Below are 16,460 nucleotides of genomic sequence, written 5' to 3' on the forward strand. Positions count from 1 at the left end.
CCTTCGCAAACCTATCCCACCGCGCCGCATTGAAATTGAAAAGTATCCCAGCATCCCGCAGTCAATTCGAAGGACTGGCTACGCATCGGAAACGATTTGTGCAACACGCTCGCTCGCGGCCACCTTCTTCAAGTGGGATGCTAGCGGTCGTACAGCCCATGTCGGCCAGGAAACTGACAAGACCAACGATGGTTTTGAAGTCGCGGAGCTTGAGGACGCTTCGGCTGGTGACGAGCATTTTATCGTCACGCCCATCAGTGGCGACGGCGCGGATGACCCACGAGCCGTACCAGCTGTTATGGCGCTTCTCCGCTCTCTCCTTGCAGACCACCTCAATGAGGTAGCCCTCGGCGAGCAAGCCGCGCAGTCCGTCTTCTGTAACCACATTCGGGGCTTCTTCTATCATGGCCTTCCCTTGGGTCCTTGTTCTGCCTGGGTGCAGTATCAGGCCCACGGGGTCGCAACACCGTGAGCGATACAAAACAACATTAATGATAGCAAGGCAATAATAACGTGTTGACGAAGTTCGCCTTGCTTCGATAACGGTGATAGCCGACAGAATGATAATCTTAAAGGCGGCAAAGGAGTTTTGCCCTGCGCTTGTTTATTGCGCGCAACGCACCGTTGCTGTTCGCGCTCCTGCTTGGAAGCTCACCAGTCGATGCCGCTGCGGATTGCATACCTCCCGAGCGACCGTTCTTGCCCCAGTCGCAAGACGACATGCGTGCCTACGCCGATCTGATCAGAAGCGATTTCGAGACCTACATTGCCGATGTGCAGGACTACTTCCGTTGTCTCGACGCCGAGCGCGCCCGTGCCTTTCACGAGGCGCGTGAGGTCAGTGAGGACTATGCCAGGTTCCTGAATGCCCTCGATTAAGCGACTACGGGTTTGTGCCGCCAGTAGAATTCCACCGTTAAACCAACGCTCCGTCAGTCTCCAACGCAATGATATTTTTCAAGCGGGCGATCATGTCGTCACCACTTGCGACATCCACGCTCGCCGTTTCGATGATCGTCTCCTGACCTGATATCCGAAACTGGGCCTGAAGACCTTCCGGTTCTGAAAGATCTTGGTGATGCGGATAGAGCAGCGTCAGTCGCGGGGCTTTGTACAGGTGCGCATAGGCCATCATCTGATAGACGTCGCCTTGGGATACTCCTTGTTTTCGATCATCAATACGGGAGGAGATCCGCTTCCACTTCGTGTCGATCACATGGACAACCTGCCCTGAACGCCAGATCAGGATATCGGGTTTCGTCTGGAACACAGCGCGTTCATCATCGAGCGATGTCAGGCAGAATAGTCTCCCGCCTTGAAGAGAGACCCGATACTCTGTGCGTGCCAAAGCGCGTGTGATCAGCCGGCCGACATATTCCTCAAAGAGTGCATTCATTTCAAAGAGGAGTGCAGTCCCCCGTCCCGCCCCGGCACTAGTCGTTTGGTAGCGATTACGCAGAAAAAGTTGCGCCATCCCGAACAATTCCTGCCATGCTCGGTTGGTCCGGTCGATGATGACCTCATCCCATTTCAGCGCAGGAACGGCGACTTCGGATATATCGGCGTAGACGAAAGCCAGTTCGCGCAGACGCTGTTGATTGGCGGGACTGCGCGACATTCTGGAGAGATGTGCGACCGTTGCTTTCATGATGCGGTTCAGAGCGATGTCTTCTGACAGCTCGTCAAATTTGCAGGCGAGCCGCGAGGGGTTCGCTGCGTGGCGTGTAAATTGACGAGGCAGATTGAGCGTCCCGCGCAACGCCGCAAGGTCATCCTCTTGGACAATGTATCGCCGCGGCATGCCGCGACGAACGGCATCGGTTAGCTTGCTGCAGAAAATGCGGATGAGAATTTCCAGAAGCGTTTCGCGCTGCCAGTCAAGCTCTGTGATTTGGCCTGTCTCGATTTTTAGGTCTAGTGCGACTGCGAGCATGTGCACAAGACGCTTGCGAATGGCAGCATTCTTTCTTGCTTCGCCTCCTTGCCCCGCGACATCGATCTTGGGAAGAATTTCAAGGCTGCACCCATCGGTTGCCAGGACCCCGACGACGCCACGCGCTCGCAGTTCATGGCGGCGATCCTCAAGCACTCCGCCTCCACCCCTTCCTGCAAAGGTCGATACTCTGGCGAGCGCCGCGAGACGCTCGGCAAAATGCTCGGGAATGCAGCCGTCCCCTTCGCCGTGGGGCACCGTTTCCCATTCGCGCAGGGTGAAGGCCGGCATCAGGCCGCAAACTCCGAGAAGTCGAATTTGTCTTTGACCGTCCACCGCAGCTTTTCGCTAGAAAAGTCGTCTTCAGTCATGCCTCCGGGTACCGCAATTTGTTTGGCGTCAAGGAAGCGGGCGGGACCGTGAGTAGAGTCGCCAAGAACAGCTGCGACCTTGGACCAGTCCTCATAGAAATACTCAGCCAGAAGCGGGATCACCTTGTCTCGCATGACGTTCTCGATATCCGACCGCGTCTGGCAGCTTGTGAAGTACGCGTGCCCGATTTGATGCTCCCGGTCGAACAGATACTCAATTCGCTCGTTGATCGTAGACAGCAGCTTTTGCAGATCGACCCCCTCGACGTTGTCCGACAAAACTGAAGGGTCGGGCATCAGTTCCTTGAAAGAAAACCGGCGGCGTAGTGCTGTGTCCAACAGCGCGATGGAGCGATCGGCGGTGTTCATCGTACCGATGACATGGAGGTTCTGAGGCACGCCAAAGGACTTCTTGGAATAGGGAAGCGTGAGGCGGATCTCGTTGTCCATCCCGAGCCGCTTGTCGGGCTCGAGAAGCGTGATCAGCTCGCCGAAGACCTTCGAGATGTTCGCCCGGTTGATCTCGTCGATGATGAGGACATAGCTTTCAGGTCCGGCGGCTGGAATGCGATTACCATGTTGCTTGCTCTTCTGATTAACTGGAACCAGCCAGGATTGATCCGGGTGACTAGCCCAGCTAGGCATGTTGTGGTCTTCCCAACCCCCGGTCGGCTCAACCCCGGTTTTCCTTCCTTCATGGACGAGAGCTTCACGATATTGTTCCAAGGAGAACCCATCCGGTTTCTCGTCCGCAAGGCGCGATGCGACATCTTGTGCAATGTGACGGAAAGTTCCTTCACGCACGGGCGGCATGGTTCCCACAGTAAATAGGGGGGTAGTCGTGCTATCGTTTCTCTTGCGCTCAAAAGGTTCGGTGTCATCGAACGCAATTGCCTCCAAAGCGTCCCAGTCGATGCGATCTGCGGCAAGCTGATACATCGGCTGAAAGGCGCTGAAGTTTTGCGGATAAAAGTCGGACCGTTTCGCTCCTTTTTCGTCGCTCCAAATCCATTCTACGCGACGACTGTGCTGTGCACCGGTAGATGTCGCATCGAATTCATAATCCCCGACGATCCTTCCCAAAGCGACTGCCAAGTTCTTACCGACAGTTAGGAGAACGTAGCTCCCTGGCTCAGCAGCACCTCTGAAGTACCAAGTGCCGCTAATATCGGCTGCGCGTCCATCTGTTCCAGGGTTGCTTTCGAGCCACTGAGATTTGACTGCCTGAAAATCCTCATACTCAGGCCCCGACCAATCGATCCCTGCGCCAAATCCCCAAAAAATCTTGTTGTTACGAACGGCCGCAGAAAGCTGATCCCTCCAATCTGCGCCGATGAGGCTGAGCTTGAAGAGTCCCTCTCTTCGATCCAAGAGCTGAGCTTGTCCGGTTGTGCCCGGATCTAGGCGCGCCGCTTCGCAAATGCGTTTGAAAATTCCGTCATGACATTCAAGGCGAAAGCCGGAGCTGCCTGCGATCGGCTCAGGCCCTTCCATGTTGTCATTGCCTGTGGTTGGCCGCAGCCCTTCGATAAATTCCTCGTAAGACATCGATTGGTGAAATGTCACGAATTCAATCCGTCCCTCGCTCACGAGGTCGCGGTATGTGCGCATCAGGGCGGATCGTTGGTCGCGGCCCTTCAGACCAGATGCGACCTGCTCTCCCAAACAGAGCCGGACGGCTTCCCATGCCGTCTGATATGTCTTGCCCGTGCCCGGCGGGCCATAGAGGATCAAGTTCACGGCGGATGGCGAGGGCGCATTTTTTATGTCGGTCACGGTGTCCGCCTCCGGTTGGGAATTGAGAGTATATGTGAAAACGGTCGAACTGCTTGGATTTGGTTCGGTGCTCGTGGGCGGTGGTACTTGCGCAAGTTTCTGGAATTTTTCACCGCCAAGTGCCTGGCAGATGTTCGGGAACGCGTCTTTCAGCCCGATCGCCGTAGCAAGGTCTCCTGCGCGGATGGAGACCTCCCTGGCCGCCTTTTCCCGAGCAGGTTCGATGAAATAGTTCAGGGCGCAAAGCCTGATCCGGTCGGCGCCTTCCATCAGGTGTTCGTAGCGCTCAGGTCGCTCGGTGGGCTGATCGTTTTGGTCGACGATGATGTAACCGGCGTTATGAAGACGCGCAGCAGCATCCGCCTTCTGTCCCCAGCCACCGTTTAGTTCTGTCTTGCCGAGAATGAAGCCAATTAGCGGTTTGGTCGGATATACACGGTTTTCGCGCTCACGCGATGACCGGACCCAATAGTCGCGTGGCTCACCGAAAGCACCAAAGATATCGCTATGCGCCCCGTTCGCACGGTAGCTGTCGTATGCGTCCATCGCGGTTTCAATCTGGGCTCGATCGAGTGCCTGGCTCTTTGCGCCTTCCTCCATCGCATAGTTATGGACGACCCAAAGCGCACTTTGAACGTCGATCATATCTCGAGGTGCGAGGCCACGCTCTTCGAATGCCTGGCGTACTGCCTCCATAAAGCGCATCTCTTCCGCGTAGGTCTCGGCAAGCGTTGAATGCTTCGGGAATGGTGTTCCTACTGCTTCGCGCCATAGATCCTGCCGAACCGTATGCCGGATGTAGACTGCCTGATCTGGCCATAGATGAAAGAAAATGAACTCGCCGATCTGCCTCGCCGCGTCTTCCGTGCCTTTCGGCACGGCCTCTTTCCAAATGCCTGCGAAAACGTCGAGCGCCGCCGCGTGTTCTTCCGGTGATCTAAGTGCAGCACGTACAAGCGACGCAACGGCGGGATCGAGAAGCTCGTGATCAGCATTGCTCTTTGGGCTTAGAGGTTCGCTCGTGCGCCAATCCAAAAGGTTATTAGAGTCAGTCGCGGCGGTGAAAACGGCTTCAGTAATCGATCTGTCATCGCCTGCGCTTTCCAGGGCCGGGCGCAGCTTGTTGATCGTTGCCAGCTTGTAGTTTCGTTCTGCTTCATCAAAATCAGGATCCGGGCGGTCGAAGCGATCAAGGCTTGGAAAGAAGTGTTGCAGACGATCTATCCAGCGCGTCACGGCAGTCGGGTCGAGCTGAAAGTCTCCCGCAAAGCCAAGAGCGGTCAGAGCTGCACGGGCTCTGTCGGGATCGAGGTCACCAAGTTTCCAAGCATCGATATCTTGAAAACCTTTCGACTTGAGCCCGCTGTGGCGACCTTCACTGTCGCTTCCGGACGGCGGCTTCCTGCTGGGATCCAGACCCGCATCCTGCAGAGCACGCACATGGCTCTCGTGAAACCAGAGGTTTGGGCGATCGTTCGTATACTCGAGACAGAGCGGCCGACCCTGCGGATCGATCAGTGGGCCAAGATAGAGGCTTGCATCGTAATCCGGGTTTGGCCGCAGTTTCGAGTTCCGAATGACTTCAAACACTGCACGGCGATTAGCCGAGGGCTTGCGCTTTGTTTCAAGTTCGGAGATGCGGTTTGTGAAACTGCTCCAGTCCATTTTCCCTATCTCGTTGATTCTGGTTGATAGCTTTTCAGCGCGCATAGCGTGTTGACCAGCTGCATTTGTTCCACCGTATCGCACTTGGCCTTGCGCAAGCGTGGTGAGCCGAAGACCAAGGCCAGGCCCTTGGCACGCGACACCGCTACATTGATACGGTTGAGCGAAAACAGAAACTCCATGCCTCGCGATGTCTCTTCGGCAGAAGATGCCGTCATTGAGACAAGGCATACTGGTGCCTCCTGCCCCTGAAACTTGTCGACCGTCCCGACCCGAATGCCATCGGGAAGTGCATCTTGGAGGGCATTCACCTGAGCGTTGTAGGGGGCCACAATGATGATGTCAGACCGGCGCATGGGTCGCTCAGTGCCGTCTTTTTCAGTCCAGTTCCCCGTCAGAAGGTCGTCAATCGTGTCCTGAATTGCGGCAACCTCTTCGGACGCGATCTGCGCATTGCCTTCATGGTTCACGGACACCCAAAAGGCGCCCGCAGCGGGGAAACTGGTTCCCGATACGCCTTGGCGGACAGTATCTGCGTGACTGGTCAAACGACCTTCGTAGACCTGATCGGAGATGAATCGGCAGACGTCGGGATGCATCCGGCGCGTGACGGGAAGGAAAATCCCCCTGTCAGGCGGAATTGTTGCGTGATCGCCCAGCATCCAGTCCAGGCAGGAAAGATTTGCGGGTTCAGGGTGTGCCCCTTGGATCACTTGCGGAAGCTGTCTCGGGTCGCCAACCAGCACGATGTTTTTTGCAGAGCGCCCCATGGCAACCATGTTGGCCAAGCCAACCTGCCCCGCTTCATCTACGAACAGCCAGTCGTATGCCTGCACATTCTCTTCCCTAGCAAAAAAGAAAGCAGTTCCGCCCACGACATGTCCGCCACTTGCGGCTTCGGCGTTATCCGTAGTGCGTTGAATTGGACAATCGTCTGGGTAGCCATCGTCGGACCCGGAAACCTTGTGAACCAGATCCAGCGTGATCGGCAGATCTTCGTCTTCAAGCGCACCTAGGCACCCCATCAATACGTTGCGGATGGCCTCGTGGCTGTTCGATGTGACACCTACACGCGCGCCTTTTCGGACAAGAGAGAGGATCGCGCGGGCAGTGACGAACGTCTTGCCCGTACCCGGGGGGCCCTGAATAGGCAAAACCGTTTGATCCATCGCGCCGACGGCATCAATCGTGCCTATGACTGGGTCCTCAACCGGTAACAGCGCACCAGTGGTAAGACGCGGCGCCGCTCTGCATAGAAGATCATCTACGGCCTGATAGGACTGAACCGTGCATTGATCGGCGATGACGTCCTGCAGAGCCGCTGCGATGACCTTGGTATCAAGCGGCCAATCGGGGTGGAGAGAGAGGCGATCCTCCAAAAGGTGGCCTTTTCCCGGTCCGACCTTGACCGTAATCTCTCGTCTTCTCCGGTCCATCTCCTCGATATTGACCGAGACCGGGGCGCCATCGAAAACAGGAACTGTGGCTTTCTTGCCCGACCGCAGTTTTGTCTCTTGCACTGGAAAGCTGTAGCGGCGTGCAAACGAACGCTTTACCGGCTCGACAGCGGAAATCGCTTCTAGCCCAGCTAAGGCATCCAAATCGTCGATGAGCTCATCTTCGTCTTTCGCGGCGCTGTCAAAAACGGCCCATTGGGCAGGCTTGACCTCGCGCCTGTGAAAAAGACCCAGATTGAACACTAGATCTTGCCGCTCATCCGGCAAAGCAGAAGCGGCAATCCGCTCGCGGAGCGCCCTTGTCTCTGCGTCTTCCTCAGCTTCTTTCGGAGCCGCGTCTTGGCCAATCGGTGGCCACGGTCCTGCCGGGCGGATGCCAGCCAGCCAGTCTCGCAACTCTTCGGTCGAGATGCAGTCAATACGGTTGTAGTCCTCGATTTCATCAAGGATGTGCTGATCACCGATCTCGCGCCATCTTTCGTACGCTACGACCGAACCACCCGCTGTTTTGACCTCTCCGTCGCGCTTTCGGTCGTAAAAAGCTTCCATCGATTTGATCGAATAGTTTGGCTCCGAACCGATCAGTCCTCCACGCACGACGGCGAATAGATCGACAAAACGGCGCTCGCGTAGAAGCCGATCGAGAAAGGCTTCGCCGATTCCATATTTGGTCGTCAGCCGCTTGAGAGCCGTTATTTCATAAGGGGCATAGTGATAGATGCGCGCTTTAGGATACTCTTCCAGTCTTGCGCGGAAGAATGCCAATAAATCGCTCAAAGCTTGGGCCTCGGCCCTGTGATCATGCGCCCAGAACGCAAGAAATTGTCCGTCGAACCAGAGCCCGTGCAGGTATTCTAGTCCGCCTTCGAAGTGTGGATCTCCTTCGATGTCATAGAAGACGTCGCCGGGCTGTGGTTCTGGCAGCAGGTCAAAGCCCTTGCCAAGTTCAGGCGCCCTCAACTCGAAAGCTGGTCCACCAGTCTTCCGGGCATGCTGCAGACGCGCCTGCGTGACCAGTCGCAAGCGAGTGTTCTCGGATATGCCGCGCACTGGTTCGGCGAGCGCCGCCAGTTCCGCCATGGTTTTGAGACCAGCTGCTTCCAGCTTCTTGACCTGGCCCTTCGTGACATTCGCCACATTGAAGAGGCTGTCCTCCTTCGCCCATACATCGGCACAGTGATCTGCCCAACGACACAGTCCGCAGTCGGCGCAAGGCACAGGCCGCGTGGCAGCCGGTTCCGCCACGAAAGCCTCAAGCCGCGCACGGGCTGCTCGAGCGTAATGTGCGTAATCTGCCAGCCGCAGCGTTGCACGCTCACCTGTCCCGAGTTCGACATGCGCAAATACGGGAGCCACACCCTGAATTTCGGTCAGAAAGTCTGAGTAAAGGACGAGCTGCAGAACATGCTTGGGATGCGGCCGGCGTTTCAGTTTGGTGTCGGCCACTTCGTAACTGAATGGTCCAAGTGTTGAAGGCGTGTCCACCCGGATGAGAAAATCCGACCATCCACCCCAGTTCCCAGACAGAAATGCACCTTGGAAGACGACCTCGGCACCGCTTTGCAGTGCCGCGCGAGTCGCTTCGGAATCCTTGTCCAGGTTGCCCCGTTCGATTTCCACGACTTTGTTGCCCGCGGTCTTCAGACGTTCGAGATGCGCCAGCTCGTGTGCATCTCCTTGCTTCTGCAGAAGTGCGGCGTCTTCTGTGTCTTCTCCCGGGGTGGGCCCTTCGCCGTTAAGGCGCATTAAGTCGAGCGCGGTCGCATGGGTACATCCCATGAACCGCATGAGGTCCGTCGCCGAAAAAAGGATCTTGTTGTCAATTTTCCGCATGGGTTCCAGCAATCATCAATGAGCGCAACCCTCGGAGCGGAAACGTCTCGTTAGGTTGCAGCTTCTTCAATAACATCGGTGGGTGTCAATATCTGTCGTGCTTGGCAAACATTTGATTTTTGACGCTTTACAGCCGACGACGCGCTGCGGACACTGCTATGCGGCGAAGCCGTTCTGGCCCCGAACAATCCGAAGACTTTTCGGCGCAATAAGGGAAGCGCGCTTGCCCTTTGCTCCCATCCAGAGTGAGAACCCTTTGGCGATTAAGTTTGCCGCATCATCCAGCGTATTGGCATAAACTGCGAATTCGGCATGGTGCTTGTTCTTTCCATGCGCCGGGTCCGCCAACTGATACCCTTTGCTGGTGATTGCCGGCTCTTCAATCACCCCGGCACGAGAGCATATCCGTTCAATTTTGATCACACGTCCGCGCATCGTTCGTTCCCTCTCTAAGTTCTGCTGCGCCTGACGAGCCTCTCAACTCGCAACGTGGTCACCCTTACCGGAATCGGCTCGACAGGACGCAATGACACAAATAGCCTACCAGGGTGTCAAAAGCTGACAGGCCCAGAGCAACCCATGTCCTTTTCCAAGGCCCAAGATCTCATTCGTCTTGCTCAGATGGCCGCCGCCCGCCGCAGCGGGGTCAGTCTCGAAGACATCTGTGACGAGTTTTCGGTTTCTCATCGCACTGCTCAGCGTATGACTGATGCGTTGGAGGCCACCTTCGGAAATGTCGTGGCTGAAGACGGTGAGGACCGGAAGCGACGCTGGTACTTACGCGACACTGGGCTCTCCCGGCTACAACTTCGGCATGAAACTGGCGCCGAAGCACTGGAGATCGCTGCCCGTTCAGCCGAAGCAGAAGGCAGGCTGCGGCATGCAAAGGCCTTGGCGGAACTTCGAGATGGTATGTTGGCAAGAGTGCCGGCTCGAGCTCGCATCGAAGCGGATGCAGAGGCTGTCTTGGTGGCCATGGGCCAAGTCACACGCCCCGGCCCCCGTGTCAGTGTCGCTCCCGACATTCTTGACGCAATTATCGAGGCGCTGCGTGGACCTTTTCGGTTACGCGTGCGCTACAGTCAGGACACGAAAAAACGCATCTTGGAGCCGCATGGGGTATTGCTGGGGCACAGGACATATCTTGCCGCGCGTGACCCAGCAAAGGCAGATGAGGTCCGAAACTTCCGCATTGATCTCATACATGAAGCAGAAACCTTGAATGAAAGCTTCAAGCTCCAGGACGGATTCACCATTGCAGATTATGCAGCCCAGGCCTTCGGGGTCTGGCAAGATCCTGCGCAATTCGGGGAAGTGGTCTGGCGCTTCAGGCCAAACGCAGCCGCTCGTGCAGCCGGTTTTCAGTTTCATCCAAGGCAGACACTGGAACACCAGCCAGATGGCAGTCTTATCGTCCGATTCCATGCAGCGGGTTGGCTTGAGATGGTTTGGCACCTGTATCAATGGGGTGACAAGGTTGAGGTCATCGCCCCGGCGGAGTTGCGAGCCATGGTCGAGGGCTATCGCCGCTCCGATTTTGCCGCGATGCCGTGACCTGATTTCTCGAGGAGAATTCTTATGAACGACAGCTTGACGTTCCAAGCACTGAAGGAAAAACAGAGGGCCATTCGCTCAGGGTTTCCCGAAACCATGGGCCTTCGTGTCCACCGTGCAATCAGTTGGATCGGTCGTGCCGAGGCCTGTGAAGAAGACGATGACGCGCGGTTCATATTTCTTTGGATCGCATTCAATGCAGCTTACGCCGACGAACGAGAGTTCCAGTCTATCCCGCTAGGTGAGCGCGCCACGTTCCTTGAGTTCTTTGGTCGGCTGACACATCTGGATGCTGATCGACGGATCTACAAGGCCGTTTGGCAGCGCTTCTCTGGTCCAGTTCGTCTTCTCCTGGAGAACCACTACGTCTTCAGCCCGTTCTGGCAACACCACAACGGAATCGAAGGCTTCGACGATTGGCAGGAGCGTTTCAATGCTTCGGCCCGGGCCTTCGGACAGGCGTTCCAGGCTGGAGACACACCGAGAGTTTTGAGTTTTGTCTTTGACCGTCTTTATGTTCTGCGTAACCAGCTCGTGCACGGCGGTTCGACTTGGAACGGCGGCGTGAACCGCGCGCAAGTGCGCGACGGAGCGGCTATCCTTGCATTCCTGATGCCGGTTTTTGTTGACCTGATGATGGATAACCCGAGCGGAGACTGGGGGCGTCCTTTCTACCCCGTAGTCTCGTAGCTTCGCGCAGTTCCTGCTGAGCTAAGGCAGAGCCCCGCGCGTGACTAGACCTTCTTCCGGCAACGGTACCTCTAGCGGAGACCTTTCGCTGCGCTTCGCAATCAAATCTCCTTGCTATCATTAATGTTGTTTCGTATCGATGCACCATTATAGATGGAGTCGGCATCATGAAGCACGTGATCCACAGCGTGGCAACAGCCACGGCACTAAGCATATCCGGACTAATGGCCTCGTCAGGTCCGGCTCAGGCCTATCAGGTGGACTGTGCAATCCTCCTCTGCCTTGCGGGCGGCTGGCCTGCCTCCGCGCCCTGCGTACATGCTAGAGCGGTCTTCATTCGGCGGATCACACCATGGCCGATCGAGCCACCCTTACAAATCTGGCGGTGTCCGATGGGTGTGTCGTTCAACGATCCCAGCCCGATGTCGCCCATGGAACGCCTTTATGACATCACGTTCCGCGATCCGCCCGAACCGCAGGAATCGACTCCGATACCCCTTGTTCGCGTCCAAGCGGATGAACAAGCCGACATCGACATCTCGGGCGACGCCTTTGACTTCGTTCGGAGCATTCGCGTGTATCACATCCAGTACCGCCAGCACGAAAACCGAGATGGCGACTGCAATCGCAGCGACTCGACGCGATTGGGGTCCTACGGCGCGCAGGGCGACTACCGATGGACAAGATCCACCGTGGGCCAGGTGCCAGCCGCATCCGGCCTGAGCATCCCAAATGGATGTGGCAGCTACTTTTACCGTTCCGTCTTCGTCGACTGGCGTGATCACGCCGGGAACTATGGTTCTGAAGAAGTTCGCTACTGACAAAATCTGCGCGCGGTTTTGCCGCGCGCGCCATCTCAACCCCGCACGGGAGGCTGTGCAAAACCCCTGAAAAGGAGACGACGCCAGACCGTGAAGCCTGACGCCGTGCTAGAAAACTCCGTGAACAAGAGTTTCCTAGCGCACCGCTAAAACACCTGCAACCAGCAAAGTTGTTTTGCTGGCAAGAATGTTGTTGTCTCACGACATGGCGTCGGATCTCCAAGGAGACCTCGACCATGGAACCTACGACCGGCCTGATCCTGCGACGGATTACGCAGACAAATCTCTCTGTTGCAGCGCACAAGCTTGCCACCCTCATCCTCGACGCCATCGCCTGGAAGGATGGCTACAACGGTTTGTCGCGCGGAACGGCAGCCTTCACCCTCTCGGCCCTGGCGGAGAAGATGGGTGTTTCACGACAATATCTTTCGGTTCTTTTGAGCGAACTTGAGACGTCGGAGTTGCAGCTTGAGCGGGCAAAGCCGAATGGAAAGTTCGCGCCCTGGATCTTTCAGTTCTCAGCCTTCGACGAGGAGAGTGAAACCCACGAACTCGTGTCAGGTGAAGGTGACACATCACTATCTAGAGATAATAATAACAAAACTATCTTCTCAGGACTGATCGACATCACCGCGAGTTCGAACGTTTTTCAGACCAGTTGGGCGGAGCTCATCAAAGCAGCGAAGGCCACGCTGCCCTGCTGGAACGTCGACACCCAGGTCATCTGGGACCGCTTCCTCGCCTTCAATCGGTCCCGAGGCAACGGCAGGGTGCCGGCAGGCTTCCTGCTTGGCTTCATGCGCCGATGGCGGAATTCGCCGGGGACTCCGCCTCGTCCCGAGGTGAAACCATCGCAGAAACGGGTACCAGACCCCAAAGAGCGCGAATTGCTGAGACAGATGCAAGCCGCCCCGACTGCGAACCGCCAGTTCCATGCGTCCGACCTGTGTCGTTTGATCGGTCACGCTGCCTACGAAGCGCGAGTACTGGATGTAATCCGCAAGTTTGGGTGTCAGAGATTTTCAGCAACCTTGGCGGTGCACGGACGAGCGGTGCTGGCAGGGGAAATTTCGCGGTGAGCTTTGTGTCATATGCATGGCAATTTCGACCGTCGCGATATCAACCGCCCGGTCCACACGGCTTGCGACCGTTGGCGAAGCATATCTTCGCCGCGCAGCACATAAACTAACACAATGGCCCAATTGGACCGAGCGTGCATATTTGGGCGTTATGCGGAACAATAGTGGAACGCAGTTCAGCTTGACGAGCTCTTGATCTTTACACAGTTTGCCCCTTGGTCTGGAGGGTATTGTATTGGAACGAGAATTTCTGGCGGCCTGGAGTCTGTCTTACGCTGATCTTGAGTTTGTAAACGGCTATCGGCACGCAATGCGGATTGGGCTTGCTGTCCAACTGGCGCATTTTCGGCACTTCGGGTATTTTCCGGTGCAGTTGAAGGATATGCCATCCTCGGCATTGGACTATCTCGCTGAGCAACTTGGTGAAGATCTCGCGCATGTCCCGAATTACGACATTGTCAGTGATACAGCGCGCCGCCACCGGTTGGAAATTCTGCGCTTCCTCGGCATTCGCCGCGCCAATGACCGGGATCGCGCTAAACTGCATGAGGCATTTGCAACGCAGGTTTCAACTTTGGGCCCCTCCACAGAAGATCTGGTTCAATTCGGCTATGAATGGGCCTTGGGCCAATCCGTGTTCATCCCATCCAGAAAGATCATGGAGCGGTTGGTGCGCTCCGCGCAGCATTGTTTTCAGGAAGATATGCTGGCCCATGTATCCAGCCGATTATCTCCGCAGGCGATTGCGGCACTGGAAGCCAGCTTGGCCGATCCACGCAGCGATCATGGATTTCAAAGCTTGAAAGACGATGTTGGCGCAGCCACGCTGGACAATGTGCTCGATGCAGCTGACCGGTTGGCCTTTATTCAGGGCCTCAATCTGCCTTTCGATGTGGTCGATAGAGTTGATCCAGTTTGGGCAAGGGTATTGACCCGCCGGGTTGAGGGCGAAACGGCATCAGAGATGCGGCGGCACAGCCGGGAAAAGCGCCTCGGTTTTCTGGCCATCTATCTGATGTCGCGCAGAGCGCAGCTGACTGATGGTCTTGTTGACCTGCTGATCGACGTTGTTCATCGCATCGGTTCGCGCTCCAAACGCAAGGTGATCAGCAGAATTGCCGCTGACATGGATAAGGTTCACGGCAAAGAGCGGTTGCTGGTGGATATTGCGACGGCGGCGATGATGGCTCCGAATGGGAAGGTCGTGGATGTGATCTTTCCAATCGCGGGCGCGGCTAAACTGAAAGCAATCATCGACGAACACAGGGCCAAAGGAACACTGGATGTTCGGATTCAGACATTGATGCGGGGTTCCTATGCCAGCCACTATCGCCGAATGTTGCCGCCCTTATTGTCCGTCTTACAGTTCCGCTCGAATAATGAGATATGGCGACCGATTTTGGATGCGTTAGCTCTGATAATCCGCCTGAATGAGGAAGGACGGCGCTATGCACCAGCTGCGCTGGCGCCGGAGGGGTCGATTCCGCGCAAATGGCGGGAAACCGTGGTCGACAAGCGCGGTCGGCTGAATGTCATCTCTTATGAGCTCTGCGTCCTGACACAGCTGCGGGATCGTATCAGGGCCAAAGAGATTTGGATCGTGGGGGCTGATCGCTATCGCAACCCGGACGATGATCTGCCGAGGGATTTTCCAGAGAAGCGCGACGAGTACTATGCTGGCCTGAAGCTCACCCAGGATGCGCAGGAATTTTCCCGATCTGTTCGGGACCAGCTGGAGTATGAGTTGCGTCAACTGAACACCTCACTGCCCATTAATGACAAGGTGCGCCTGCGCTGGTCTGGCGAAAACCGCATTAGCATTACACCTTTCCCTCCAGCACCAGAGCCAAAAGGATTGATCGGCCTTAAATCAGAGATTGGTCGGCGGTGGCCAATGACCGGGCTGCTGGATACGCTGAAAGAGACAGCGCTGGACACCGGCTTTCTGGGAGCATTCGAAACGTCGGCCAGCCGGGAAGCACTGCCGCGTGATATCCGGGATCAACGTCTGCTGCTTTGTCTCTACGGTCTGGGCACCAATGCCGGTTTGAAACGTGTTGCTGCCGGCACGCCGAAATTTAGCTATGATGAGTTGCTGCATATCCGTCGCCGCTATGTCGATCCCGCTTCTCTTCGGGCGGCGGCGGCCAAGGTTGCAGATGCCACCTTGGCGGTTCGGAATCCGTCAGTTTGAGGCAATGCAGGAACCGCCTGCGCGGCGGATTCCACCAAGTTCGGAGCTTGGGATCGCAACCTGATGACCGAATGGCATGCCCGCTATGGCGGGCGCGGAGTGATGATCTACTGGCATGTCGAACGGCAAGCGACCTGCATTTATTCCCAACTGAAACGCTGCTCATCATCCGAAGTGGCCGCGATGATCGAAGGGGTTCTGCGTCATTGCACCGACATGGAGATCCAGCGCCAGTATGTTGATAGCCACGGTCAAAGCGCCATCGGCTTCGCCTTCTGTCATCTCCTTGGATTCGAATTGGCCCCACGCCTGAAGGCCATTGCCCGACAAAAGCTGGCCTTACCGAATTCCGGAATGCGAGGGCAGCTGCCCAACCTGCTACCGATCCTGTCCGGCACTGTTGACTGGGCCGAGATCGAAAGACAGTACGATGAAATGGTCAAATACGCTTCGGCCATGCAGCATGGCACGGCCGATCCGGAAGCCATCCTGCGTCGCTTTGCACGCGCCGATGTGATGCATCCAACATACAAGGCACTCGCTGAACTGGGGCGGGCGATCAAGACCATCTTTCTGTGTCGATACCTCCGATCCGAAGATTTCCGCCGCGAGATTCATGAAGGGCTGAATGTAGTTGAGAACTGGAACAGCGCCAATGGCTTCGTGTTCTTTGGCAAAGGCGGCGAGATTTCCAGCAACCGGATTGCCGATCAGGAAATCTCCGCCCATGCATTGCATCTGCTCCAGGCATCCCTTGTCTATGTGAACACGCGCATGGTGCAATCCGTGTTGTCGGAACCGGGGTGGGCAACTCGCCTGTCCGAGCGGGATTACCACGGCCTCACACCACTGATCTATTCCCACATCAACCCGTATGGTCGGTTCGATGTTGACCTGGACAAGCGGATCGACTTCGGAGCAATGGCCGCCTGATCCATGCGTCACAAAAGGGTACACCCTCAGGAGACAGGCAGATGTTGTCCGTCGTCAGAGGTTTTGGGCCAGTTGGCGGCGTGATCTAAGAGAGGGTCTGGCGCATCTGGTTGGTCAGATTAAGCGGCGGATTTGCGGTGAAGCAAGCGCCGGG

At 56.5% G+C, this 16,460-nt stretch carries 10 protein-coding genes and 1 pseudogene; 7 read left to right on the plus strand and 4 right to left on the minus strand.

Translation table 11 applies throughout. The features are described 5' to 3' along the window. Positions 1–472: hypothetical protein (locus AC2FMY_RS21475; RefSeq protein ID WP_496808044.1), on the plus strand; the 472-nt coding region annotated here is incomplete at its 5' end. A 248-nt stretch (positions 473–720) separates the two neighbouring features. After that, on the plus strand, positions 721–879 hold the full coding sequence (locus AC2FMY_RS21480; protein ID WP_496808045.1) for a hypothetical protein: 159 nt from the start codon (positions 721–723) through the stop codon (positions 877–879). A gap of 37 nt (positions 880–916) precedes the next feature. Here the strand turns inward: AC2FMY_RS21480 and AC2FMY_RS21485 are convergent, their stop codons facing one another. From AC2FMY_RS21485 to AC2FMY_RS21500, 4 genes are all read right to left on the minus strand, one after another. Next, the gene (locus tag AC2FMY_RS21485) at positions 917–2,224 is read right to left on the minus strand and encodes an McrC family protein (protein ID WP_496808046.1); all 1,308 of its coding nucleotides are present in this window, start codon (positions 2,222–2,224) and stop codon (positions 917–919) included. Further along, a complete protein-coding gene (locus AC2FMY_RS21490) occupies positions 2,224–5,790 on the minus strand; it encodes an AAA family ATPase (RefSeq protein WP_496808047.1) in 3,567 nt (1,188 codons plus the stop codon). Before AC2FMY_RS21490 ends, AC2FMY_RS21485 begins: the two co-directional genes overlap by 1 nt. Continuing rightward, positions 5,751–9,035, minus strand: a complete 3,285-nt coding sequence (locus AC2FMY_RS21495) for a TM0106 family RecB-like putative nuclease (protein WP_496808048.1) — start codon at positions 9,033–9,035, stop codon at positions 5,751–5,753. The genes AC2FMY_RS21490 and AC2FMY_RS21495 overlap by 40 nt, the downstream gene beginning before the upstream one ends. Before the next feature lie 156 nt (positions 9,036–9,191). Then, positions 9,192–9,470 (minus strand): hypothetical protein, encoded by a 279-nt coding sequence (locus AC2FMY_RS21500; RefSeq protein WP_496808049.1) that lies wholly within the window; start codon positions 9,468–9,470, stop codon positions 9,192–9,194. A 144-nt stretch (positions 9,471–9,614) separates the two neighbouring features. On the opposite strand from AC2FMY_RS21500, the gene AC2FMY_RS21505 reads away from it, so the two are divergent. From AC2FMY_RS21505 to AC2FMY_RS21525, 5 genes and pseudogenes are all read left to right on the plus strand, one after another. Next, positions 9,615–10,589 carry a helix-turn-helix transcriptional regulator gene (locus tag AC2FMY_RS21505; RefSeq protein ID WP_496808050.1) on the plus strand — a complete coding sequence of 325 codons (975 nt, stop codon included), beginning with the start codon at positions 9,615–9,617 and terminating at the stop codon, positions 10,587–10,589. Positions 10,590–10,613: 24 nt separating this feature from the next. Further along, positions 10,614–11,279, plus strand: a complete 666-nt coding sequence (locus tag AC2FMY_RS21510) for a hypothetical protein (protein ID WP_496808051.1) — start codon at positions 10,614–10,616, stop codon at positions 11,277–11,279. A gap of 167 nt (positions 11,280–11,446) precedes the next feature. Next, the gene (locus AC2FMY_RS21515) at positions 11,447–12,100 is read left to right on the plus strand and encodes a hypothetical protein (protein ID WP_496808052.1); all 654 of its coding nucleotides are present in this window, start codon (positions 11,447–11,449) and stop codon (positions 12,098–12,100) included. Positions 12,101–12,336: 236 nt separating this feature from the next. After that, positions 12,337–13,179, plus strand: coding sequence for a hypothetical protein (locus AC2FMY_RS21520; RefSeq protein WP_496808053.1), 843 nt, complete (start codon positions 12,337–12,339; stop codon positions 13,177–13,179). Between the two features lie 235 nt (positions 13,180–13,414). Beyond that, positions 13,415–16,306, plus strand: a pseudogene (locus AC2FMY_RS21525) (Tn3 family transposase). Positions 16,307–16,460 lie beyond the last annotated feature (154 nt).

This window comes from Ruegeria sp. YKSE079, from assembly GCF_059612845.1.

What these genes read in the sequence shown, in the direction of transcription:
- AC2FMY_RS21510 (WP_496808051.1), top strand. Translation starts at nt 10,614, where the DNA reads ATGAACGACAGCTTGACGTTCCAAGCACTGAAGGAAAAACAGAGGGCC.
- AC2FMY_RS21490 (WP_496808047.1), bottom strand. Translation starts at nt 5,790, where the DNA reads ATGCGCGCTGAAAAGCTATCAACCAGAATCAACGAGATAGGGAAAATG.
- AC2FMY_RS21485 (WP_496808046.1), bottom strand. Translation starts at nt 2,224, where the DNA reads ATGCCGGCCTTCACCCTGCGCGAATGGGAAACGGTGCCCCACGGCGAA.
- AC2FMY_RS21500 (WP_496808049.1), bottom strand. Translation starts at nt 9,470, where the DNA reads ATGCGCGGACGTGTGATCAAAATTGAACGGATATGCTCTCGTGCCGGG.
- AC2FMY_RS21480 (WP_496808045.1), top strand. Translation starts at nt 721, where the DNA reads ATGCGTGCCTACGCCGATCTGATCAGAAGCGATTTCGAGACCTACATT.
- AC2FMY_RS21495 (WP_496808048.1), bottom strand. Translation starts at nt 9,035, where the DNA reads ATGCGGAAAATTGACAACAAGATCCTTTTTTCGGCGACGGACCTCATG.
- AC2FMY_RS21505 (WP_496808050.1), top strand. Translation starts at nt 9,615, where the DNA reads ATGTCCTTTTCCAAGGCCCAAGATCTCATTCGTCTTGCTCAGATGGCC.
- AC2FMY_RS21520 (WP_496808053.1), top strand. Translation starts at nt 12,337, where the DNA reads ATGGAACCTACGACCGGCCTGATCCTGCGACGGATTACGCAGACAAAT.
- AC2FMY_RS21515 (WP_496808052.1), top strand. Translation starts at nt 11,447, where the DNA reads ATGAAGCACGTGATCCACAGCGTGGCAACAGCCACGGCACTAAGCATA.